The organism is Tistrella bauzanensis (assembly GCF_014636235.1).
In the GTDB taxonomy this organism is placed as follows: Bacteria; Pseudomonadota; Alphaproteobacteria; order Tistrellales; family Tistrellaceae; genus Tistrella; species Tistrella bauzanensis.
Genome location: NZ_BMDZ01000072.1, coordinates 1 through 23,485, shown reverse-complemented (window position 1 = coordinate 23,485; position 23,485 = coordinate 1). Strand labels below are relative to the sequence as shown.

Sequence of the window (23,485 nt, the reverse complement as noted above, 5' to 3'; positions counted from 1 at the left end):
CCGTAACCCCGCACAAGCACCCTCAAACGACGCTGGCAGACGGGGAAAGGGGCCAGATAGATGGATTTTTCCGCAGCCTGCTAGAAAGACACGATAATCGGCGGGCACGCCCAGTCCGAGGAGATGGTCGAGCCCCTGATCGAGCAGCATCACGATGGCGAGGAACACGCCACAGGCCACCGTCAGCCGCTTCCACGACGCCTGAAAATGGCCGGGACGCGCCGATGTGCCGGCGCCGTTCATATCGGTCGTATCGGTCGGAGACATGACAGCGCCCTCAGAACTGGAAATAGATGAAGGCCTCGGACCCGAAGGTGCCGAGCATGATGACGCCGAACAGCAGCATCAGCATCGCGCTCCACCGGACAACAAGGTTCACGCCGGCGATCCGGCTGCCGATATCGGCGCGCTCGCACCACAACGCCTCGATGGCGAAGACGGCGAGGAACATGGCAAAACCGATGCCGACACGATCGGCTGGCACACCCGCCATGATGCTTGCCGTCGACAGATGCGACCAGCCGCTGCCCATACCACCGAAGACGGTCATGGCATCACCGAGGCTGTCGGCGCGGAAGAACGCCCAGGCACACATCACCAGCGTCAGCGTCGTCAGCCATCGCACCCCCACCAGGATCTTGCCGCCCAGGCCATGTGCACCGGACGCCGTCGCCGGCCAGCCGATCATCCGTTCGATCACGATTGCAAGCCCGTGCAGGGCGCCCCAGACCACGAAAGTCCAGTTGGCGCCGTGCCACAAGCCACTGAGGAAGAAGGTGACCATGATGTTGAAGTACCAGCGTGACCGCGCTGTCCGGTTGCCGCCCAGAGGCACGTACACATAGTCCCGCAGCCAGGTGGACAGCGAGATATGCCAGCGGCGCCAGAACTCCGAGATGCTGGTCGAAAGATAGGGCGAGCGGAAGTTTTCCATCAGGTTGACGCCGAACAGCCGCGCACTGCCGATGGCTATATCGCTATAGGCCGAAAAGTCGCAATAGATCTGGATGCCGAACAGGATCGTCGCCACGACCAGGGCCGGGCCCGACTGCGACGAGGGGTCGGCATAGACAGCATCGACCTGCATCGACACCGTGTCGGCCACCACCAGCTTCTTGAACAGCCCCCACAGGATGCGGGCGACGCCGGCCTTGAGATCCTCCGCCGTGACCTTCTGACGCCAGGTCAACTATGGCAGCAGCCGCGTCGCCCGCTCGATCGGGCCGGCAACCAGCTGCGGGAAAAAGGACACGTAGAGGAGAAAGTCATGAAAGCTGCGCGTGGCGGGCATGCTGCCGCGCTTCACATCCACGACATAGCTGAGAGCCTGGAACGTGTAGAACGAAATACCGACGGGCAGCAGGACATTCAGAATGAATGGATCCAGATCGATTCCGGCTGCGCCAAAACCGTCGGCAATGCTGACCGAGAAGAAGTTGAAATACTTGAAGATGCACAGCACGCTCATACAGACGACAGCGGCAATAGCGATCCAGCGTCGCTTCACTGCCTCCTGATCCGCATCATTGATCTGGCGCCCCGCATACCAGCAGATTGCCGCCACACCAATAATGAGAGATAAATACCACACACTCCAGGCGGCATAGAATCCAAGGCTCGCCACCAAAAGCAAGGATTTCCCCGGGCGCGGCGCTAAAATCCAATACAGAACAAATAAAACGGGCAAGAAAATAAAATACTCAATAGACGTAAAACTCATCTCGATTCCCTCAGATGAGATTATTAATCAAAATGGAGGGCCGCGCCCACCCTGACAGAACATCGATATCCTGAATCAACCGTCAAATCTCACGCATTGACCGCCGCCCTAAACATTCACGTCTGAGTCCAGTAAATTGACGAACGCTATAGTGCATCATGAAGTTGGCAAGGTCCATTGTGTCATGACTGGTCTGCGGCGATTCGGATCCCCTGGTCCAGACACGCAGAAGTCCGCCTGGCGACCAATGCCGGGCGGGCCTCCACGCATCCTCTTATATGTCGGGTCGGTGATTATAGCCGGGCGCCCTTCCAGGCCTTCACCGTGGCAAAGACCGTGCCGGAAAGCGCCAGCAGCGCGATCAGATTGGGCACCGCCATCAGCGCGTTCAGGATGTCGGCGACGATCCACACCAGCCCGAGATCGGCGACCGCGCCGGCGAAGATCGCCACCACCCACAACAGCCGATAGGGCAGGATCACCCGCGGCCCGAACAGGAACTGGGCGCAGCGTTCGCCGTAATAGCTCCAGCCCAGAATGGTGGTGAAGGCGAACAGCACCAACCCGATCGTCACCACCCAGCCGCCAAAGCCCGGCAGGCCCACCTCGAAGGCGGCGGAGCTGAGCGGCGCGCCACTGGCGCCCTCGGTCCACAGGCCCGACATCACGATCACCAGCGCTGTCATGGTGCAGACGATGATGGTGTCGATGAAGGTGCCCAGCATCGCGATCAGCCCCTGGCGGACCGGATCATTGGTGCGGGCGGCGGCATGAGCGATCGGCGCGCTGCCGAGTCCGGCCTCGTTCGAGAAGATGCCGCGCGCGACACCAAAGCGGATCGCCGCCGCGACCGTGGCGCCGGCGAAGCCGCCGGTCGCCGCCGTGCCGCTGAAGGCCGCGTCGAAGATGGTGGCGAAGGCATCCGGCACCTTGTCGATCTGGACCAGGATCACCGCCAGCGCGCCGATGATATAGATCGCGGCCATCGCCGGCACCAGACCGCCCGCGACCTGGCCGATCCGGCGCACGCCGCCGATGATCACCAGGAACACCAGCACCATCATCACCAGCCCGCTGATCCAGACCGGCAGGCCGAAACTGTGATCGAGGGCTGTGGCGATGGAATTGGCCTGAACGGTGTTGCCGATGCCGAAGCCGGCGATCATGCCGAACAGCGCGAACAGCAGGCCCAGCCACGTCCATTTCGGGCCCAGGCCGTTGCGGATGTAATACATCGGCCCGCCGACATGGGCGCCGCTCGCATCGGTCTCGCGGTATTTCACCGCCAGCACGGCTTCCGAAAACTTGGTCGCCATCCCGAACAGGGCGGTGATCCACATCCAGAACACCGCCCCCGGCCCGCCCAGCGCGATCGCGGTGGCGACGCCGGCGATATTGCCGGTGCCGATGGTGGCGGACAAAGCGGTCGCCAACGCCTGGAACGGGCTGATCTCGCCCGTATCGGCGGTTCTGGCGGGGCCGCGCCCGAAGGCGAGCGCGAAGCCGGTGCCGATGCGCCGGAGCGGCAGAAACCGCAGGCCCAACATCAGATAGACGCCGGTGCCAAGCAGCAGCACCAGCATCACAGGTCCCCAGACGATGCCCGAGACATCGCCCAGAAAGGTGGTCAGATCGTCCATCATCGCCTCGTCGATCCGGCGCGGGGGCGGTGCGGGTGACCATGGCATCGGCCACAAACAGGCAGCCATGACCGGGCCCGGAAGAGAGACGCCCGCCGCCGCGCAGTTCCGTGATGGCCCAGTCTGCATCGAAGGTCGATCACAGCGCAACTTTCCGGCAATCATCCGGCGCGCCGCCCCACTGTTCACGGATGGACGATTGCGTGGTTGCACGACCGCTGGAGGCGGCCCATTCTTGGTCCGGCTGCCGCCCCCACCGCATCGCCGGACCACCGATGACCGACATATTCCTCGCCCTGCTCCCGACATTCGCCGTCATCTTGGTGGGTGCGGGGCTGAAGCGCGCGGGCCTGCCGGGCGATCGGTTCTGGGCGCTGCTCGACCGATTGACCTATATGGTGCTGTTCCCCGCCCTGCTGGTCACCAGCACCGCCCGGGGCAACTTTCCGGCCGCCAGTGCCCTGCCGATGGCGGCGGCGCTGACCGGCGGCATCCTGCTGATGGCGGGGCTGCTGGTGCTGGCCCGGCGGCTGATGCCGGGCGACGGACCAGCCTTCAGCTCGATCTTCCAGGGCTCGCTGCGCTATAATACCTATGTCGCCTTCGCCGCCACCGGCGCGCTGGCTGGCCGCGAGGGCTTGGCGCTGGCCGGACTGGCCGTGGCGGCGATGGTGCCGCTGCTCAATCTGCTGAGCGTGATCTGCGTCGCCGCCTGTGCGCTGCCGCCGGATGGCGAGGATGCGGCGCCGAAGCCGCCGCTGTTACGGCTGGTGCTGACCAATCCGCTGATCATCGCCTGCGCCATCGGTATTCCGCTTGGCGTGTCGGGGCTGGGCATGCCACCAGTGCTGGGTGAGACACTCGACATCCTTGCGGCGGGATCGCTGCCGCTGGCGCTGCTGGCGGTGGGCGCCGGGCTGAACCTGAGGGTCGGCGGCAGCGCCGGTCTGGGCGGGGCGGCCGGCGGCATGATGATCGCCTGCACCATCAAGCTGTTCGTGATGCCGCTGCTGGCCCTGCTGATCCTGTGGCCCTTCGGGGTCGACGACACCACCCGGCTGGTGACGGTACTCTTTGCCGCATGTCCGACCGCGACATCGGCCTATATTCTGGCGCGCCAGTTGGGGGGTGACGCGCCGCTCGCCGCCGCCATCATCACCGCCAGCACGCTCGCGGCCCTGATCACCATGCCGCTGTCGCTGACCCTGGTTCTGCCTTGATCGCCGGTTTCGGCTTGACGCTGGGCCGCCAAGGCGTTACCGCCAATCACAACAGACCGGCGACCCGCACGGACCGGCGTCTTGCTGCCGTGTGTGAACGCCGGTCGACAGCCCGCCTGAGGACACAAGCCCCGTGAGCCAGCCGAGGCCGAGCCAGCCTTCCGTCCGCGCCGAAATCAGTTCCGGCCCACAGGTCGCGGATACCGATCTTGCCGCCAGCCTGACCGGCATCACCAAGCGCTATGGCGCGATGACCGCACTGGACAATATCGACCTGACCCTGGCACGCGGCGAGGTTCTGGCACTGCTGGGCCCCAATGGCGCCGGCAAGAGCACCGCCGTGTCGCTGCTGCTGGGCCTGCGCAAGGCCGATTCCGGCCAGGTGCGCCTGTTCGGCCGCAGCCCCGACGATCCGGCCGCACGGCGCATGGTCGGCGCCACGCCCCAGGATACCGGCTTTCCCGAGACGCTGCGTGTGGGCGAGGTCATCGACCTGGTCTCGGCCCATTATCCGAACCCGCTGCCCAAAGCGGAGTTGCTCGACCGCTTCGGGCTGGGCACGCTGGCCAGCCGCCAGACCGGCGGGTTGTCGGGCGGCCAGAAGCGCCGGCTGGCGGTGGCGCTGGCCTTCGCCGGCAGGCCCGAGGCCGTGTTCCTGGACGAGCCCACCACCGGGCTGGATGTCGAGGCGCGGCGCATGCTGTGGGCGGCGGTCGACGGCTATGTGGCCGGCGGCGGCACGGTGCTGCTGACCACCCATTATCTGGAAGAGGCCGAGGCGCTGGCCCGCCGGATCGCGGTGATCGATCAGGGCCGGGTCGTGGCACAAGGCTCGCTCGCCGATATCCGCGGCCGGGTCAGCCTCAGGCGCGTGCGGTTCACGGCCGCCCATCTGCCGCCGCTCGACGCCAAGGCGCTGGGCATCGAGCGGGTGGAACGCTCCGGCACCGAAATCGTGCTGGTCACGGCGCGCGCCGACGACACCGTCCGCGCCCTGGTGATGAGCGGCGCGCCCTTCGCCGATCTGGATGTCAGGGCGGCGACACTGGAAGAGGCGCTGATGTCGATCGTGCGCAGCGGCCGTGGGGAGAGTATGTGATGAGCCGCAGCGAGACCACCACCATCCAGACCGCCGCCACAGCCGGCCTTTCGGCCGGCGACAGTGCGGCGCCGGGCTTCGGGCGGCTGTTCGCGGCCCATCTGCGCGCGACACTGCGGGAACTCGGCCGGTCGACATCCTTCGCCATGTCGACCATCGCCATGCCGTCGCTGCTCTATCTGTTCTTCGGCGCCACAAACGCCTCGAACCCCGCCGAGGCCGGACGGCTCGCCGCCGCCTGGGGGCTGTTCGGAGTGCTGGGTGTCGCCTTCTTCCAGTTCGGCGTGGGTGTGGCCCAGTCGCGCGAGAAGCCGTGGTTCGCCTATCTGCGCACCCTGCCCGCCGGCGGCGGCCCGCGGATCGCCGCACAGGTGGTGACGGCGCTCGCCTTCTCGATGGCGGCGGTGGCGCCGGTGATCGTGCTGGCCATCGCCATCAACGGCGCGACACTCACCCTCACCGCCGCGGTCAAGCTGCTGGTGGTGCTGATCCTGGGTGGCATTCCCTTCGCCCTGCTGGGACTGGCCATCGGGCTCAGCGTCTCGGCCCGGGCCAGCGTGCCGATCGCGCATCTGGTCTATTTCCCGCTCGCTTTCCTGGGCGGGCTGTGGCTGCCGCCATCGATGCTGCCCGATATCGTCAACCAGATCTCGCTGCTGACCCCCACCCGCCATTATGCCGAACTGGCCTGGAACGCCATCGCCGACGGGCCGCTGCCACTGATCCACTGGGCATGGCTGCTGGGCTGGGGCGTGGTGTTCGGTTGGGTGGCGCTGATGGCCTGGCGACGCGACCGCGGGCGCCGCTTCGTTTGACAGACTCCGACGCGACCGCGGGCGCCGCTTCGTTTGACAGACTCCGACGCGACCGCGGGCGCCGCTTCGTCTGACAGACTCCGACGCGACCGCGGACGCCGCTTCGTTTGACAGACCACGACGCGACCGCGGGCGCCGCTTCGTCTGACCGGATGTCCCGGGCTTGAACCCCTGGCGCCCGGTCCCGTATAGTCCGCCGCCGAGGTGCGGAAGAGGTTTCCGCGCCCGCGTTCGCGCGCGCGTTCGAGGAATTCCAGATGGACACCGGTTACGCACACCGCCACCTGCTTGGCATCGAGGGGCTGGATGCCCGCGAGATCGGCTATCTGCTCGATGTCGCCGATGGCTATGTCGACCTGAACCGTCAGGCCCAGAAGAAGCGGTCCACCCTGCAGGGCCGGACGGTCATCAATCTGTTCTTCGAGAATTCGACCCGCACCCGGACCTCGTTCGAACTGGCGGCCAAGCGCCTTGGCGCCGATGCGATCAACATGTCGGTCGCCACGTCGAGCGTGAAGAAGGGCGAGACCCTGATCGACACCGCCCAGACGCTGAACGCCATGCATCCCGATATCCTGGTGGTGCGCCATGGCGACAGCGGCGCCGTGAAGCTGCTGGCCGAGAAGGTCCATGCCGGGGTGATCAACGCCGGCGACGGCAATCACGAACACCCGACACAGGCGCTGCTGGACGCCCTGACCATCCGCCGCCGGCGCGGCCGGATCTCGGGGCTGAAGGTCGCGATCTGCGGCGACATCCTGCACAGCCGTGTGGCGCGGTCGAACATCCATCTGCTGAACGCCATGGGGGCCGAGGTGCGGCTGATCGCGCCGCCGACTCTGGTGCCGACCGCCATCGACCGGATGGGCGTGCAGGTGTTCAACCGGATGGAGGAGGGCCTGGCAGGCGTCGATATCGTGATGATGCTGCGCCTGCAGCTTGAACGGATGCAGGGCGCCTATATCCCGTCGATCCGCGAGTATTTCCATTTCTACGGCTTGTCGTATGAAAAGCTGGCCGTGGCGGCCCCCGATGCGCTGGTGATGCATCCCGGCCCGATGAATCGTGGCGTCGAGATCGACAGCGTGCTGGCCGACGATATCGACCGCAGCGTCATTCTGGATCAGGTGGAGCTGGGTGTCGCCGTCCGTCAGGCCTGTCTGGACGTGCTCTGCCGCAACCTGCCGGCCTGACCGCCCGGTTCCATCGCACATCGTCGCCGCACCGTCTTCTGCCGTCCCCCGGAGGGAACCACGACCATGTCCACGCCCGTCTTCGCCGACGCGACCCCCGATCAGAGCCCGCTTCCCGGACGGGTCGCCTATGTCAATGCCCGGCTGATCGATCCGGCGACCGGGCTGGACCGGATCGGCAGCCTGCTGACCGAAGGCGACAGCATCGTCGATCTGGGGCCGTCGCTGTTCAATGACGGCGTGCCCGAGGGCGTGACGGTGGTCGACTGCACCGGGCTGGTGCTGGCACCGGGTCTGATGGACATGCATGTTCATCTGCGCGAGCCGGGCCATGAGCACAAGGAAACCATCCACACCGGCAGCCGCGCCGCCGCCGCCGGCGGTGTCACCACCATGGCGTGCATGGCGAACACGGCGCCCGTGATCGACGATATAGCCCTGGTCGACTTCATCTATCGCCGTGCGCGGGAGACCGGCATCGTCAACGTGCTGCCGGTGGCCGCGATCACCAAGGGGCTGAAGGGTGAACGGCTGGTGGAGATGGGGCTGCTGGCCGAGGCCGGCGCCGCCTATTTCAGCGATGACGGTCTGCCGGTCTGGGACACCCAGGTGATGCGGCGGGCGCTGTCTTATGCCGGCGGTTTCGGGCTGATGGTGGCGCAGCATGCCGAGGATCATCGTCTGGCGGGCTGCGGCTGCATGAACGAGGGCGAGACCGCCACCCGGCTGGGCCTGCCCGGCATTCCCAACGCCGCCGAAACCGTGATCGTCGATCGCGATATCCGGCTGGTGGAGTTGACCGGCGGCAAGGCCCGCTATCATGTCGCGCATATATCGACCGCCGAAGCGGTGGAGGCGGTGCGGCAGGCCAAGCGCCGGGGCCTGCCGGTGACCGCCGAGGTCACGCCCCATCACTTCACCCTGGATGACCGGGCGATCGGCGACTATCGCACCTTCGCCAAGATGGCGCCGCCCCTGCGCGCCGCCCGCGACGTGGATGCGATGATCGAGGGTCTGGCCGACGGCACCATCGATGCCATCGCCACCGACCACGCGCCGCACGACCAGGACAGCAAGCGGGTGCCCTTCGCCCATGCCGCCAACGGTGTGGTCGGGCTGGAAACCATGCTGCCGCTGACCCTGGAACTGGTGCGGGACGGCCATATTTCGCTGCTGGATGCGGTGGCGGCGATGACGCTGAAGCCGGCCGAGTTGCTGGGCAGCCGGGCCGGCCGTCTGGCCAAGGGTGCCCCCGCCGATCTGGTGGTGTTCTCGACCGAGCATGAATGGGTATTGAATGCGGCCCTGCTGCATTCCAAGTCGAAGAACACGCCCTTCGATGGCCGCACCCTGCGCGGCCGGGCGCTGCGCACGGTGGTGCGCGGCCGGACGGTGTTTCAGCTCACCTGAACCGCTATGACCACACGACCCTGACGTCCCCGCATCCAGGAGCCGCCCCATGGCCGACAGCACAGCCCTCTGGCCGCTGATCATCGCGGTGATCGGCGGTTATCTTCTGGGCTCGGTACCCTTCGGCGTGGTGCTGACCCGGATGGCGGGGCTGGGCGATGTCCGCCGGATCGGTTCGGGCAATATCGGCGCCACTAACGTTCTGCGCACCGGCAACAAGCCACTGGCGCTGGCGACCCTGATCCTCGACAGCGGCAAGGGGGCGGCGGCCACCCTGATCGCCGGCGCGCTGCTGGGCCCCGGTGCCGCCATCGCCGCGGCCGGCGCCTCGGTTCTGGGGCACCTGTTTCCGGTGTGGCTGGGCTTCAAGGGCGGCAAGGGTGTCGCCACCGGGCTTGGGGTGCTGCTGGCGCTGAACTGGCAGATCGGCCTGATCGCCTGCGCCATCTGGCTGCTGGTGGCGCTGGTCACCCGCTTCTCGTCGCTGGCGGCGCTGTCGGCCTTCGCGGCGGCACCGGTCGCCTGCCTGCTGCTGGCAAGCCCCGGTCTGGCGACGCCCGGCCCGGCCATGGCCGGTGTGGCGCTGTTCGTGGCGGTGCTGGTGTTCATCCGCCATCGCGGCAATATCCGCCGGCTGCTCGACGGCACCGAGCCCCGCATCGGCCGGACATCGGACAAACCGGGCCGCTGACCGGCCTTCGGCAGAAACCGCCTATCCCTGATGCCAGGCGGCATCCATTGCCTCCGCGATGCGCGACAGGCCGGTGATGTTGGCGGCGATGGTGACATGATCGCCCGGCACCCGCACCACCGACAGCCGTGGCGTACTCTGCCGCCAGCCAAGATCCTCGCTCAGCCCCGCATGATTGCGACGGGTGTCGTCGGTGACGATCAGAAGCACCGGGCATGACAAGGCCGGTGGCCGCCAGCCCAGAACCATCGATCGGCGCAGGCTGCTGACGGCGCGCCGTTCCACGAGGCCGCGCATCGCCCGTCCCGGCGCCACCACGCGTGCCGCGCCCACCAGACAGCGCAGCAACCGCCGATCCTTGCGATGCGCCAGATGGAACACGGCGCGACCGAAACCGCCCCCAAGACCACGACGCAGCCATGCACCGGCACTGCCGGGGCGGCGGCCGGTGCCCCCGGCCGCCATGACCGCCGCGGCATCGCGATATTGAGCCGGAATGTCGCCGATCACCACCAGCCCGGCCGGCCGGCCCCGCGCCGCAAGCTCTGCCGCGACCGTGGCGGCGATCCGCCCGCCGAAGGACAGACCGAACAGCGCGAAAGCGGACGGCCGCCCGTCCGGCGTCTCGCCCGCATCCGCCGCCGCATGGGCAAGCCGCGCCATGATCAGTTCCGTCGCCTCACGCGCCAGATCGCCGATCTCCCGCCGGCTGCGCAGTTCATGGTCCAGATCGGGCAGAGGCACGATCTGGACCCGATAGCGGGCCTGAAGGTGACCGGCCAGCGCGAACAGGCCCTCGCTGGCGCCGGGCGCCCCCGGCAGCATGAACAGCAATCTGGTCCGGCCGCCATCATCGCCGACTGGCACCTTGCGCACCGCGCCCGACCGCATGCCCACGCGCAGCCTCTGGGGCGTCACGTCGCCGCTCAGCAGGTCCAGGGGCGGCGCCAGACCGGTCAGGCTCTCGATTCTGGCCGTAAGCCTCAGCAGATCCAGGCTGTCCCCGCCCAGATCTCGCAGGCTGACGCCCGACAGCGGTGCGTCGCTGCCCAGGATCTCCGCCCAGGCCACGTCGATCGCCGCATCCAGATCATCCGGCACAGCGCGTGCCGGCGGCTCGACCGCGGCGGTGTCCGGTTCGGGCGCGACCTCCGGCAAGGCGGCGATCCAGGCCGACAGCGCGGTGCCATCCAGCTTGAAATTGGCCAGCCTGGGCAGATCGGCCGCCACCAGCAGCCGGCGCGGCAGAAGATGTGGCGGCTGGGTGGCCGCCAGCCGGCGGCGCAGGGCCGCGAGGTCCAGCACGACGCCACGCGCCGGCACCAGCACCGCAGCCAGCCCGGCGACGGCGCCCGAGGCCGGGCCGGCCGCCTGATCGGGCAGCACCGCCGCGTCGCCCACCCCCGGCAGGGCCCGCAACACCGCCTCGACCTCGGCCGGTTCCACCCGATAGCCCCTGATCTTCACCTGGCGATCGGCACGGCCGATGAAATCGAGCAGGCCATCAGGCCGCAGCCGCCCCAGATCGCCGGTGCGCAGCCGGCGGGCACCCGGCGCCACATCGCCGCCGGTCTGGAAGGTGGCCGCGGTCAGGGCCGGATCGCGCCAATAGCCCGCGGCCATGAAGGCGCTTTCAACCTCGATCTCGCCCACCTCGCCCTCGGCAACCGGCTGGCCGGCGGCATCGATCAGCCGCATGCGGCGGTCGGCCACCGGCCAGCCGACCGGCACCAGCCCGCCATCCAGCCCGGCCGCCGTGGCACGGTCGATCAGCCAATGGCGATAGATCGTGGCATTCTCGGTGGAGCCGATGCCGACATAGATCAGCAGATCATCGGGTGCCGACGCGAAAACCCTGGCCAGATCGTCGGCAAAGATCCGCTCGCCGGCAAGATAGGCCAGCCGCGCCTGGCCCAGCGCCGCCGGTCCGGCACCACTGTCGGTCAGCGCCCGCAACACCGTCGGCATGGCGTGAAACACCGTCGGACGCGCCGTCTGAAAGCGGCGGGCGACGCCGGCGATGCCTTCGTCCCGCAGATCGACCGGCACCAGCGCCGCTCCTGACAGCACCGCGCCATACATATCGCGCAGCGCACCGCCGACGCTCGGCGAATACAGCTGGGTCAGCCGGTCGCCGGGACCGATGCCGGTGACGTCGAGATACTGGAAGATATCGTGCAGCAGACCGCGCTGGGTCTGACAGACCCCCTTGGGGCTGCCGGTCGAGCCGGAGGTATAGATCACCCAGGCGATATCGTCGGCGCGGCCGGTGGGGTGCCAGTCCGATGACGGCAACCGTGGCAGATCGTCGATCACGATCACCGCGGCCCCCGCCGCCAGCGCCACGGCGGCCAGCGCCGGCGACCGGTCGCGGCTGGCCCGATCGGTCACCAGCAGACCGACCCCGGCATGGTCCATGATCATGCGGTTGCGATCGGCCGGAAAGGACGGGTCCAGCGGCACGCATGGCCGCCCCGCCGCCAGTGCCGCCAGCAGCGCCGCCAGACATCCGGCAGAGGCGGGCAAAGCCACGGCCACTGGCACGCCCGATGGCGAGGCGGCATCGGTCGCCGCCGCGATTCTGCATGCCATAAGATGCAATTCACCATAGCGGGTCACCGCCTCGCCAGCCGTGGTTCCGCCAAAAACCGCCACAGCTTGCGGATCGATCGCCACCGCCGCCTCGAACACCGCGAACACCGGCCGTTCCAGCCGGTCGGGCCGGATCGGCGCGAGCATGGCATCGGCGGCGCGAGGATGCGGCATCATGCCACGGCGCCCGTCATCGGCGCCGGCTGTGCCGGGTCGTCAATGGTCCGACACCAAAGCGCGCACCACGGCGTGTCGGTCGGATGGCGCCAACCATCTGTGACCATCTGCGCAGCATCTCCATCCATGTCCGTCAGATCCAGTCATGGCATAGATGACACAGATCCATCCAGAGCAGAACGAGGCCGGACCACTGCCTGCCTTTCCGTCATCTTATTTCAACCATTAGAAGATTAATTTCGATAATATATTGATCATTGACGTATAATGGGAAAAGCTGGCATGCTCTGGCCCATGTCCACGTCGCGCAGCAGTGTGCTGACCCGGGCGGAGCGGCTCGACTGGCTGAGGCTCATCCGCACGGAACAGGTCGGCCCGATCACATTCTTCGAGCTTCTCACCCGCTATGGCACTGCCGCGCGGGCATTGGAGGCTGTGCCGGAACTGGCGCGACGCGGCGGCCGCGCCCGGCCGCTGACCCCGCCCTCACGCGCCAAGGCCGAGGCCGAGCTGCGTCGGATCACCGCCGCCGGCGCCCGGCTTGTGGCCATGGGCGAACCCGGCTATCCGCCACGCCTTGCCGAGATACCGGATCCACCGCCGCTCGTGCAGATCCGTGGTCACGATACCGTGGCGGCAGCCCCGGCCGTGGCGCTGGTTGGCGCGCGCACCGCCGCCCTTCCGTCATGCCGGCTGGCGGGCAGGATGGCCGCTGACCTTGCGGCCGCCGGCATCGTGGTGGTCTCAGGGCTTGCCCGCGGCATCGATGCCGCCGCCCATGACGGCGCGCTCGGCGCCGGCACCGGCGGCGCTGGCACCATGGGTGTGGTCGCCGGCGGCATCGATGTGGTTTATCCGCCCGAACACGCGGCGCTCCAGGCACGGATCGCCACCGAGGGCCTGCTGCTGGCCGAACAGCCGCCGGGTGTGGAGCCGGTTGCCCGACATTTTCCACGCCGCAACCGCATCGTCGCCGGCAGCACGCTCGCCACGGTCGTGATCGAGGCGGCGCCGCGATCCGGGTCACTGATCACCGCCCGGCTTGCCGGCGAGTATGGGCGCGAGGTGCTGGCCGTGCCGGGATCGCCCGCCGACAGCCGGTCGGAGGGCTGCAACCGGCTGATCCGCGACGGCGCCACTCTGGTGCGCAACGCCGCCGACGTGCTGGAGGCGATCCGCTCGCTGCTCGACAAGCCTCTGGGCGAGCCTCATCCCCTGGCCCTGCCCCATCCGGCGCTGCGCGATCAGGTGCTGCAATCCGGTCCGGACGACGCCGAACTGGATGCCGCGCGCGGCCTGATTCCGCCGCTGATCGCCGCCGATCCGATGGGCGTCGACGACCTCGTCCATGCGAGCGGCTTGACGGCGGCCACCATTCTCACGATTTTGTTGGAACTGGAACTTGCCGGGCGGCTCATTCGCCTGCCCAGAAGAATGGTGTCGCTGAGCATGGGCTGATCCCCGCGCCCCGGCCGCGGCGCGGACGAGAGAAGCCTGACCGATCCCCTGACCGGGAGCCGGCGGGTCTGTACAAGCGCGGAGACCAGCAAGGCAGCCCATGAAGGTCGTCGTCGTCGAATCGCCTGCGAAAGCCAAGACGATCAATAAGTATCTGGGAGATGACTTCCGAGTCCTCGCCAGCTACGGTCACGTCAGCGATCTGCCGGCGAAGGACGGATCTGTCAGGCCCGATGAAGACTTTGCAATGACCTATGAGGTCGATCCAAAGTCCGAACAGCATCTGAAAGCCATTGTCGGCGCCCTGAAGGGGGCCGACCAACTGTTTCTCGCGACCGACCCGGATCGCGAGGGCGAGGCGATCAGCTGGCACGTCCACAACGCCCTTGAAAAACGTGGCGCGCTGAAGGGCGTGCCGGTCAAGCGGGTGGTGTTCCACGAGATCACGAAGACCGCGGTCCAGAAGGCGATCGCCAACCCGCGCGACATCGACATGAACCTGGTCAATGCCCAGCAGGCCCGGCGGGCGCTGGACTATCTGGTCGGGTTCAATCTGTCGCCGGTGCTGTGGCGCAAGCTGCCGGGCTCACGCTCGGCCGGCCGCGTCCAGTCGGTGGCGCTCAGGCTGATCTGCGAGCGTGAAGCCGAGATCGAGGCCTTCCGCACCCGCGAATACTGGACCATCGACGCCGAGTTCGCCGCTGGCGAGCGCCGGCTTCTGGCCCGGCTGACCGCCCTTGACGGCGAGAAGCTCGACAAATTCGCGCTGGGTTCTGAAACCGCCGCCATGGATGTGGTGGGGCGGATCGAGAGCCTGTCGGGCTGGCGGGTGTCGGATGTCGAACGCAAACAGGGTCGCCGCAACCCGGCCCCCCCCTTCACCACCTCGACACTTCAGCAGGAAGCCAGCCGCAAGCTGGGCTTCTCGGCCAAGAAGACCATGCAGGTGGCGCAGAAGCTGTATGAGGGCATCGCCCTTGGCCGTGAGACGGTCGGCCTGATCACCTATATGCGAACCGACAGCGTCAACCTGTCGAACGAGGCGGTGGCGGCGATCCGCGATCTGGTCGACCAGGTTCACGGCACCCGTTATCTGCCCGACCGGCCACGCAGTTTCGCGAACAAGGCCAAGAACGCCCAGGAAGCCCATGAGGCGGTGCGCCCGACCGATGTGTTCCGCCGGCCCAAGGAGGTCCGCAGCCATCTCGACGACGACCAGTTCCGGCTGTATGAGCTGATCTGGAAGCGCACCGTCGCCAGCCAGATGGCCCAGGCCCTGCTGGATCAGGTGGCGATCGAGGTGGTCGACAGCACGAAGGCCGCCATGTTCCGGGCCACCGGCAGCGTCATCGCCTTCGACGGCTTTCTGACGCTGTATCAGGAAGGCCGCGACGACGAGGAAGAGGACGAGGAAAAGCGTCTGCCGTCGTTCGAGCGCGCCGAGCCGCTGGATCGCGGCCCGGTGAAGCCCGATCAGCATTTCACCGAGCCGCCGCCGCGCTATACCGAGGCGACGCTGGTCAAGAAGCTGGAAGAACTGGGCATCGGCCGGCCGTCGACCTATGCCTCGATCATTTCGGTGCTTCAGGACCGCGATTACGTGGTGCTCGACAAGAAGCGCTTCGTGCCTGAGGACCGTGGCTGGCTGGTCACCGCGTTTCTGGTCAGCTTCTTCGACCGCTATGTCGAATATGATTTCACCGCCCGGCTGGAAAGCGAACTCGACCGGGTGGCGGAAGGCGATGTCGACTGGAAGTCGGTGCTGCGCGCCTTCTGGCAGGCCTTCCACATGGCGATCGACGGCACCAGCGACCTCAAGATCGCCGATGTGCTGACCGCGGTCGAAACCCGGCTGGAACGCCATGTCTTCCCCGATCGCGAAGACGGCAGCGATCCGCGCGCCTGCCCGGCCTGCGCCAATGGCCGGCTGTCGCTGCGGCTGGGCAAGTTCGGCTCGTTCGTCGCCTGCTCGAACTATCCCGACTGCAAGTTCACCCGGCCGGTCGGCGGTGCCGCCGGCACCGGCGACGGCGCCTCGGAAGCCGGCGCGACCGGGTTGGATGTGGGGCCGAAGCATCTGGGCGACGACCCGGCAACCGGCCTGCCGGTCACGCTGCGCAAGGGCCCTTACGGGGTCTATGTTCAACTGGGCGAAGGCGGCGGCGGCGAAAAGCCCAAACGGGCCTCGCTGCCCAAGGGGCTGACCGCCGAAGCCGTCACGCTGGATATCGCCGTCGGCCTGCTGGCGCTGCCGCGCGATATCGGCACGCACCCGGAGACCGGCGAGATGATCACCGCCGGCATCGGCCGGTTCGGACCCTATCTGCGCCATAATGGCGCCTATAAATCGCTGAGCGGCGATGACGACGTGCTGACCATCGGCATCAACCGCGCCGTCGCCCTGCTGGCCGAAGCGCCAAAGGGCCGGGGTGGCGGTGTCGCCCCCTTGCGCGTGCTGGGCGAGCATCCGCAGGGCGGCGAGATCGCGCTCTACAAGGGCCGCTATGGCCCTTATGTGAAGCATGGCGCGGTCAACGCCACATTGCCCAAGGCGACGGAACCCGAGGCCCTGACCCTGGACGACGCGATCGCCCTGGTCGATGCCCGCGCCGCCGCCACCGGCAAGACCCGCAAGGCACCGGCCAAGGCCAAGGCGGCCGGCTCGACGGCAGCCGGCGCGAAGAAGGCACCCGCGAAGACATCAACCGCGAAAAAGACATCAACCGCGAAGACGGCGTCGACCGCGAAGAAGCCGGCGGCCAAAAAGGTCGCGACTAAGGCCGACGGCGCCGATCCGGCCACGCCCCCGGCCGCGACAAAGAAGCCGGCGGCCGCGAAGAAACCCGCCGCCAAGGCATCGGCGGGCGACGACGAGGCGCCGTTCGACGGCGCGGTTCCGGTGAAGACCGCCGCCACCAGGCCCAAGGCAGCCCCCCGGACCGGCGGCCGCAAGCCCGCCGCCGGCAAGACCGTGGCGGGCTGAGCCGAAGGGCCGCCTGCATCCTGCACCGGATGCACCCGGATGGCGGCGGAACCGCTGAACCATCCGGGCGCTTGAACAGGGCAGCTTTGCGTGGCAACGACTTGCCGGGCCGGCGGCACGGGCGTACCGTGCCGCCAGACCGTTTCGTCCGCGCAGGCTCTCTGCCCGTGGCCAAGCTCCGTCCGCCGAAAGCGACCCGCCGACTTGACTTCATCATCCGACGACGACATCGATCGCCTGCCCAGCCGCGAACAGATCCTGGCCTTCATCGCCGAAAGCGACCGCCCGGTCGGCAAGCGCGAGATCGCCCGCGCCTTCAACATCACCGGCGGCGCCCGGATCGGGTTGAAGCGGATCCTGCGCGAGCTGAAGGATGATGGCACGCTGAAACGCGCGGGCGCCCGCCAGGTGGCCGAGCCCGGCACCCTGCCATCGGTGCTGGTGGTGGATGTCACCTCGATCGACGACGAGACCGGCGAGGCCGAGGCCCGCCCGGCGGTGTGGGATGATGACGCCCGGGGCGCGCCGCCGCCGATCGTGGTGCTGCGCGAAGCCGGACTGAAGCCGCGCGACGAGGCGGCGCCGGGCTTTGGCGACCGCCTGCTGGTCCGGCTGGCACGCGGTGAGGCCGGCGTCTATGAGGCGCGGGTGATCCGGCGGCTGGAAACCCGCAGCCGGCGCATCACCGGCGCCATTCGCGAGATCGATGACGGCTTCCGCCTGATCCCGGCCGATCGCCGCGCCAAGACCGATTATGCGATCGAGGAGGCCGAGCTTGGCGGGGCCGTCGACGGCGAGTTCGTGGTCGCCGAAACCCTGCCCGGCCGCAGGCTTGGCCTGCCGCGCGCCCGGGTGGTGAAGCGGCTGGGGCTGGAACAGACCGGTGCCGCGATCATCGATCTGGCGATCGAGACCCATGGCATCCCCGATCATTTCCCGCCGGCGGCGATCCGCGAGGCCGAGGCCGCCAAGCCTCCGATCCTGTCGGGCGGCCGCGAGGATCTGCGCGCCATTGCCTTCGTCACCATCGATGGCGAGGATGCGCGCGACTTCGACGACGCGGTTCATGCCGAGCCCGACCCCGATCCGGCCAATCCCGGCGGCCATATCATCCGGGTCGCGATCGCCGATGTGGCCCATTACGTCACCGCCGGCAGCGCGCTGGACCGGTCGGCCGAGGAGCGCGGCAATTCGGTCTATTTCCCCGACCGGGTGGTGCCGATGCTGCCCGAGGCCTTGTCGAACGGCTTGTGCTCACTGCGCCCCAACGAAGACCGGCACTGCCTGGCCGCGATGATGCGGATCGATGCCGATGGCCAGCTAATCGAGCACCGTTTCGTGCGCGGGCTGATGCGATCGGCGGCGCGGCTGACCTATAACCGCGTCCAGGCGGCCCGCGATGGCAACCCGGACGGCGACATCCAGCCGCTGATGGCCCCGGTGATCACGCCGCTCTACGACGCCTTCCAGGTGCTGGACGCGGCCCGCCGCAAGCGTGGCGCGCTGGAGATCGACATGCCCGAGCGGCGGGTTGTCATGGACGAGACCGGCCGGGTGACCGATATCCGCACCCGGTTGCGCTTCGACGCCCACAAGCTGATCGAGGAGTTCATGATCCTGGCCAATGTGGCGGCGGCGGACACGCTGATCCGCCGCAACCGGCCATGCCTGTTCCGGGTCCACGACCAGCCCCCGGCCGACAAGGTATCGGTGCTGCGCGATTATCTGGCCTCGCTGGATCTGCCCTTCACCAATTCGGTCCATGTCGAGCCGCGTGATTTCAACCGGGTGCTGAAGAAGGTCGCCAACACACCGCTTGAGCATCAGGTGAACACCACGGTTCTGCGCAGCCAGTCGCAGGCGACCTACAGCCCCGACAATATCGGCCATTTCGGGCTGTCGCTGGAACGCTATGCCCATTTCACCTCGCCGATCCGGCGCTATGCCGACCTGATCGTGCATCGATCGCTGATCCGGGCGCTGAACCTTGGCAATGACGGGCTGGACGGTGCCGCCGCCGACGGCCTGCATGCCCTGGGCGAACACCTGTCGATCACCGAGCGTCGCGCCGATCTGGCCGAGCGCGAGGTCACCAACCGCCTGCTGGTGGTGTTCCTGGCCGACAAGGTCGGCGCCAGCTTCGGCGGGCGGATCACCGGCGTGCACGGGGTTGGCCTGTTCATCGAGATGGACGAGACCGGCGCCGACGGCTTCGTGCCGATTTCCACCCTGGGTCGGGAGTACTTCATCCTGGATCCCGGCGAGCAGGCCTTGATCGGAGAACGTTCCGGCATGCGCTTTGCCCTGGGCGACCGGGTGGAGATCCGGCTGCGCGAGGCCGATATCGTGGCCGGTGGCCTGCTGTTCGAGATCATTGAGGGCGGCCGCCCCGGCAAGCCGCCGACGCCGGGCCAGGTGAAGCGGCTGAAGGCGCTGGCCCGTGAGGTCGCGGCCGAACGGGCGCGGGCGCGCGATGCCCGCGGCGACGGCCATGGCGGCGGCCGTGGTGGTGGCGGCCGCGCAGGTGGAAGCGGACGGGCACCGCTGCGACGGTCCGGTGGTGCACCCAGACGGGGAGGACGGTGATGATCGACAACAGGCTGCGACGGATCATTGCGGAAGCGGATGGCTTCGCCGTCGGCACATTCCTCATGTCCGACAGTGCCACATCGGCGGCGATGATGGATGCGGCGGGCTATGACTTCCTGGCCATCGACCGCCAGCATGGTGTGATCGACGACGCCACCTGCCTGCGGCTGCTGGCCGAGATCGGCCGTCATGGCACGGCACCGATCGTGCGGGTGCCGGCCAACCGGCCGGAAGATACTATGCGGGCGCTGGATCACGGCGCCCTGGGCGTGATCGCGCCGCTGATCGACGATGCCGCCGGCGCCGCGATTTTGACCGCCGCCTGCCGGTTTCCACCCCATGGCGGCCGCAGCTTCGGCCCGGTGCGCGCCGGGCCGGTCTATGGCCGCGGCTATCTGAAGGCGATCGACGCGCAGGTGCTGGCGATCGCGATGATCGAGACCCGGGCGGGCCTGGACGCGCTGGACGCAATTCTGGCGACGCCGGGGCTGGATGCGATCTTTGTCGGCCCCAACGATCTGGGCCTGGGCCTGAGACTGGGCTTCACCGGCGGCCATCCCGATGCCGACCCGGCGCTGGCCGAGGCGATCACCGCCATCGCCACCCGTGCCAAGGGGGCCGGTATCGCCGCCGGCATTCATTGCACCGACCCGGCGATGGCCCGCGCCATGCGCGGCCTGGGCTATCGCTTCGCGACCATCGGCAGCGATCTGGGCCTGATGGCCACCGCGGCCGCCGCCAGCGCCGACCAGGCCCGCGGCGACTGACCGGAAGGCCGGCGGGCACAGAGATGACCGACCATAGCCGCCCCACCGACACTGCCGGCCCCACCGCCCGGCCCGCCGCTCCGCCAATGCTGCGACTGGCGCTGATCCTGGGGCTGCTCGCGGCGTTCGGACCGCTGTCGATCGACATGTATCTGCCGGCCTTCCCGGCGATTGCCAGCGACCTTGCGGCCGATCCGTCGGCGGTGCAGGCGACGCTGGCGCTGTTCTTTGCCGGGCTCGCCGGTGGCCAGTTGATCTATGGGCCGCTGGCCGACCGTCTGGGCCGGCGGCTGCCGCTTCTGGCCGGCGTCGTTCTGTATACCGTCGGCAGCATCGGCTGCGCGCTGGCGGCCGATGTCGATGCGCTGGTGATGTGGCGGCTGGTTCAGGCGCTGGGCGGCTGTGCCGGCATGGTGATGTCACGCGCGGTGATCCGCGACCTGTTCGACGAACGCGGCTCGGCGATCATGCTGGCGCGGCTGATGCTGGTGATGGGGGCCGCACCCATCCTGGCGCCGCTGATCGGCGGACAGCTGCTGGTGGTGGCGGGCTGGCGGTCGATCTTCTGGGTGCTGACCGGCGCCGGCGTTCTGGCGCTGGTGGTGGTGGCCCTGGCGCTGCCGGAAAGCCTGCCGGCCGACCGCCGCCGCCGTCAGGGCGTGGCTGCAATCGGCCTGACCTATCTGCGTTTCGCGCTGGATCGCCGCTTCATCGCCCCGGCGCTGGCCGGTGGCGCGGCGATGGGGGCGATGTTCGCCTATATCGCCGGATCGCCCTTCGTGTTCATCGACCTGTACGGGGTCGGTCCCGGCGCCTATGGCTGGCTGTTCGGCACCAATGCCGCCGGTCTGATCCTGGCATCGCAGATGAATGCCCGGCTGGTACGCGGCCGCAGCCCTGCTGCCATCATGCGCATGGCCTGTACCACCCAGGCTGTGGCCGGCGTGTCGCTGGCCGCGATCGTGGCCACAGGCATCGCGCCGGTGGGCACGGCGACCGGACTGGCCATGCTGATGGTGCCGCTGTTTCTGTGTATCGCCGTCAACGGCCTGATCATGCCCAATGCCACCGCGGTCGCCATGTCGCCCTTCGGTGCCCGCGCCGGCAGCGCCGCGGCCCTGCTGGGCCTGCTGCAATTCGGCACCGGCGCGATTTCAGCCGCGCTGGTGGGCGCGCTGGATGATGGCAGTGCCTGGCCGATGGCCGCGGCGATTGCCTTGATGGGCCTGGCCAACGCCGGTTTCGGCTGGTGGACACCGCGCCCCGCCAGTCCGGCAACAGGACCATGACCGCCGGCCCGATGGCGCCCCCCGTCGGTTTTCCACAGCTTAATATTGCTTCGCAATATCGGACGCACTACTAATCGAAGACGCGGGATGAACGTGCCGCGCGAATTATATCAACAACCCTCGCGCAGCGCGGGGTATCTTCCCACGTCCAGACCTGGAAGCTTGAGCGATGAGCAACATCCGTACCGAGCGCGTGATCGACGTCCACCACTGGACCGACCGGCTGTTCAGCTTCACGACGACCCGCGACCCGGCGTTCCGCTTCGAGAATGGCCAGTTCACGATGATCGGGCTGGAGGTGAACGGCAAGCCGCTGCTCCGCGCCTATAGCGTCGCCAGCCCGAATTACGAGGACACGCTGGAATTCCTCAGCATCAAGGTTCAGAACGGGCCGCTGACCTCGCGGCTTCAGCACATCAAGCGCGGCGACCCGATGCTGGTGGGTGCCAAGCCGGTCGGCACGCTGGTGAAGGACAATCTGAAGCCGGGCCGCACGCTGTACATGCTGTCGACCGGCACGGGCCTGGCGCCGTTCATGAGCCTGATCCGCGACCCCGACGTCTATGACCGGTTCGAGACGGTGGTGCTGACCCATACCTGCCGGGAAGTGGCCGAGCTTGCCTATTACGACCACATCACCAAGGAGATGCCCGACCACGAATTCTATGGCGAGGCGGTCCGCAACCAGTTGATCTACTATCCGACGGTGACGCGCGAACCGTTCCGCAATCAGGGCCGGATCACCGACCTGATCGACAGCGGCAAGCTGTTCACCGATATCGGCACCACGCCCTTCGACCCCGCCCATGACCGGATCATGATCTGCGGCAGCCCGGAAATGCTGGCCGATCTGCAGAAGATGGCAGAAGCGCGCGGCTTCAAGGAAGGCAACAGCAGCACGCCGGGCGAGTATGTGATCGAGAAGGCCTTCGTCGACCGGTAAGGCCCCGGTGGCCCAGGCGACAGGCCGGCCGGCCGCAGCACCTGATCAGCCGGCGGCGGCGCCGGTCGTCCGCCGCAACACCAGATCGCGACGGATCTTCGGGGCGTCGCTGTCGTCCAGCAATTCCCACAGCGGCAGCGACAGCGGCGGCAGCACGCGCCAGTCGAACCCGACCAGCAGCCGGGTGACCACCGGCCGTGCCGCCGCCCCCCTGGCGGCCTCAGGGGCCGGTGCCTCCAGATGGCCCAGCGGCAGCACCATCCGGCGATAGAAGACCCGCCTGCGGGGCCCCGGGCGCCGATAACAGGCAATCGCCAGCCAGCACACCGCCTCGGCCGTCACCGGGCCATAGGTGGCCAGCGCCCGCGCCCTCAGCTCCGGCGGCAGGCTGTCGGGCACGACATGGCCGGTCAGGTCGGCGTCGAACATCTCGCGCAACCCCTCGCCCGCCACTCTGACAAGCCAGCGGTCGGGGCCAGTCACGTCCAGCAGCATCACCCGGCCAAGATGCCGGCGCATCGCCACCGGGTCCACCGCGCGTGGCGCCGGCAGGCCGCCCGTGGCGGCGCCCCAGCCGCGCCACAGGGCGAACAGGTCGACCAGGGGCGAGGCCCGCCCCAGCCCGCGCCGGAAGCCCGCACAATCGACGTCAGCCTGCCTGACCGTCACGACATCCTCTCCTGCTTCGCCACGGCACCGCCCCACAGCGCCCTCCCCTCCTTGGGCACATACCAGGGCACATACCATCACCTGCGGCGCCGATCCACCGCGCCCCCTGTGACAGCGGCGCATGACAGCCCCCGGACGGGTGCGACTCCCAGGGGAATCGCATTTGAAGAATAGCCCTGGCGACCGGTGGCGAAGTGGAGTCTGTATGAGTGTTCCTGAGAGGGGGACAT

Annotated in this window: 18 protein-coding genes; 12 read left to right on the top strand and 6 right to left on the bottom strand. The window is 68.1% G+C overall.

Annotation, left to right across the window (positions count from 1 at the left end; genetic code table 11):
- The 4 genes from IEW15_RS21440 to IEW15_RS21425 form a co-directional block, all read right to left on the bottom strand.
- Nucleotides 1-267, bottom strand: a 267-nt coding sequence (locus IEW15_RS21440; protein WP_188581789.1) for a hypothetical protein, incomplete at its 3' end; no start/stop codon positions are given.
- A 10-nt stretch (nucleotides 268-277) separates the two neighbouring features.
- Nucleotides 278-1,189 carry an MBOAT family O-acyltransferase gene (locus IEW15_RS21435; protein ID WP_188581787.1) on the bottom strand — a complete coding sequence of 304 codons (912 nt, stop codon included), beginning with the start codon at nucleotides 1,187-1,189 and terminating at the stop codon, nucleotides 278-280.
- Nucleotides 1,190-1,720, bottom strand: a complete 531-nt coding sequence (locus tag IEW15_RS21430; protein ID WP_188581785.1) for an MBOAT family O-acyltransferase — start codon at nucleotides 1,718-1,720, stop codon at nucleotides 1,190-1,192.
- 293 nt (nucleotides 1,721-2,013) lie between these two features.
- The gene (locus IEW15_RS21425; RefSeq protein WP_188581798.1) at nucleotides 2,014-3,360 is read right to left on the bottom strand and encodes an alanine/glycine:cation symporter family protein; all 1,347 of its coding nucleotides are present in this window, start codon (nucleotides 3,358-3,360) and stop codon (nucleotides 2,014-2,016) included.
- A 275-nt stretch (nucleotides 3,361-3,635) separates the two neighbouring features.
- Between IEW15_RS21425 and IEW15_RS21420 the strand changes: the two genes are divergently transcribed.
- The 6 genes from IEW15_RS21420 to plsY all read left to right on the top strand — a co-directional run bounded on the left by IEW15_RS21420 (nucleotide 3,636) and on the right by plsY (nucleotide 9,788).
- Complete coding sequence (locus IEW15_RS21420) at nucleotides 3,636-4,580, top strand: AEC family transporter (protein ID WP_188581783.1); 945 nt, start codon at nucleotides 3,636-3,638, stop codon at nucleotides 4,578-4,580.
- A 250-nt stretch (nucleotides 4,581-4,830) separates the two neighbouring features.
- Entirely contained in the window at nucleotides 4,831-5,679 is an 849-nt protein-coding gene (locus IEW15_RS21415) for an ABC transporter ATP-binding protein (RefSeq protein ID WP_188581794.1), read from the top strand.
- Nucleotides 5,679-6,494, top strand: coding sequence for an ABC transporter permease (locus tag IEW15_RS21410; RefSeq protein WP_188581781.1), 816 nt, complete (start codon nucleotides 5,679-5,681; stop codon nucleotides 6,492-6,494). Before IEW15_RS21415 ends, IEW15_RS21410 begins: the two co-directional genes overlap by 1 nt.
- A gap of 257 nt (nucleotides 6,495-6,751) precedes the next feature.
- Nucleotides 6,752-7,687 carry an aspartate carbamoyltransferase catalytic subunit gene (locus IEW15_RS21405; RefSeq protein ID WP_188581779.1) on the top strand — a complete coding sequence of 312 codons (936 nt, stop codon included), beginning with the start codon at nucleotides 6,752-6,754 and terminating at the stop codon, nucleotides 7,685-7,687.
- 66 nt (nucleotides 7,688-7,753) lie between these two features.
- Complete coding sequence (locus IEW15_RS21400) at nucleotides 7,754-9,097, top strand: dihydroorotase (protein WP_188581778.1); 1,344 nt, start codon at nucleotides 7,754-7,756, stop codon at nucleotides 9,095-9,097.
- A gap of 49 nt (nucleotides 9,098-9,146) precedes the next feature.
- Nucleotides 9,147-9,788 (top strand): glycerol-3-phosphate 1-O-acyltransferase PlsY, encoded by a 642-nt coding sequence (gene plsY, locus IEW15_RS21395; protein ID WP_188581775.1) that lies wholly within the window; start codon nucleotides 9,147-9,149, stop codon nucleotides 9,786-9,788.
- 21 nt (nucleotides 9,789-9,809) lie between these two features.
- Here the strand turns inward: plsY and IEW15_RS21390 are convergent, their stop codons facing one another.
- The gene (locus IEW15_RS21390) at nucleotides 9,810-12,557 is read right to left on the bottom strand and encodes an AMP-binding protein (RefSeq protein WP_188581773.1); all 2,748 of its coding nucleotides are present in this window, start codon (nucleotides 12,555-12,557) and stop codon (nucleotides 9,810-9,812) included.
- A 282-nt stretch (nucleotides 12,558-12,839) separates the two neighbouring features.
- On the opposite strand from IEW15_RS21390, the gene dprA reads away from it, so the two are divergent.
- The 6 genes from dprA to IEW15_RS21360 all read left to right on the top strand — a co-directional run bounded on the left by dprA (nucleotide 12,840) and on the right by IEW15_RS21360 (nucleotide 22,586).
- Nucleotides 12,840-14,015, top strand: a complete 1,176-nt coding sequence (gene dprA / locus IEW15_RS21385) for a DNA-processing protein DprA (RefSeq protein WP_229708454.1) — start codon at nucleotides 12,840-12,842, stop codon at nucleotides 14,013-14,015.
- Between the two features lie 100 nt (nucleotides 14,016-14,115).
- Entirely contained in the window at nucleotides 14,116-16,998 is a 2,883-nt protein-coding gene (gene topA / locus IEW15_RS21380; RefSeq protein WP_229708452.1) for a type I DNA topoisomerase, read from the top strand.
- A gap of 204 nt (nucleotides 16,999-17,202) precedes the next feature.
- Nucleotides 17,203-19,584 (top strand): ribonuclease R, encoded by a 2,382-nt coding sequence (rnr, locus tag IEW15_RS21375; RefSeq protein ID WP_188581771.1) that lies wholly within the window; start codon nucleotides 17,203-17,205, stop codon nucleotides 19,582-19,584.
- Entirely contained in the window at nucleotides 19,584-20,354 is a 771-nt protein-coding gene (locus tag IEW15_RS21370) for an HpcH/HpaI aldolase family protein (protein ID WP_188581769.1), read from the top strand. The genes rnr and IEW15_RS21370 overlap by 1 nt, the downstream gene beginning before the upstream one ends.
- Before the next feature lie 86 nt (nucleotides 20,355-20,440).
- Nucleotides 20,441-21,643 carry a multidrug effflux MFS transporter gene (locus IEW15_RS21365; RefSeq protein ID WP_188581790.1) on the top strand — a complete coding sequence of 401 codons (1,203 nt, stop codon included), beginning with the start codon at nucleotides 20,441-20,443 and terminating at the stop codon, nucleotides 21,641-21,643.
- 169 nt (nucleotides 21,644-21,812) lie between these two features.
- Entirely contained in the window at nucleotides 21,813-22,586 is a 774-nt protein-coding gene (locus tag IEW15_RS21360; RefSeq protein ID WP_188581766.1) for a ferredoxin--NADP reductase, read from the top strand.
- 45 nt (nucleotides 22,587-22,631) lie between these two features.
- On the opposite strand, the gene IEW15_RS21355 is transcribed toward IEW15_RS21360, so the two are convergent.
- Nucleotides 22,632-23,255, bottom strand: a complete 624-nt coding sequence (locus IEW15_RS21355) for a PAS domain-containing protein (protein ID WP_188581764.1) — start codon at nucleotides 23,253-23,255, stop codon at nucleotides 22,632-22,634.
- Between the last annotated feature and the right edge of the window lie 230 nt (nucleotides 23,256-23,485).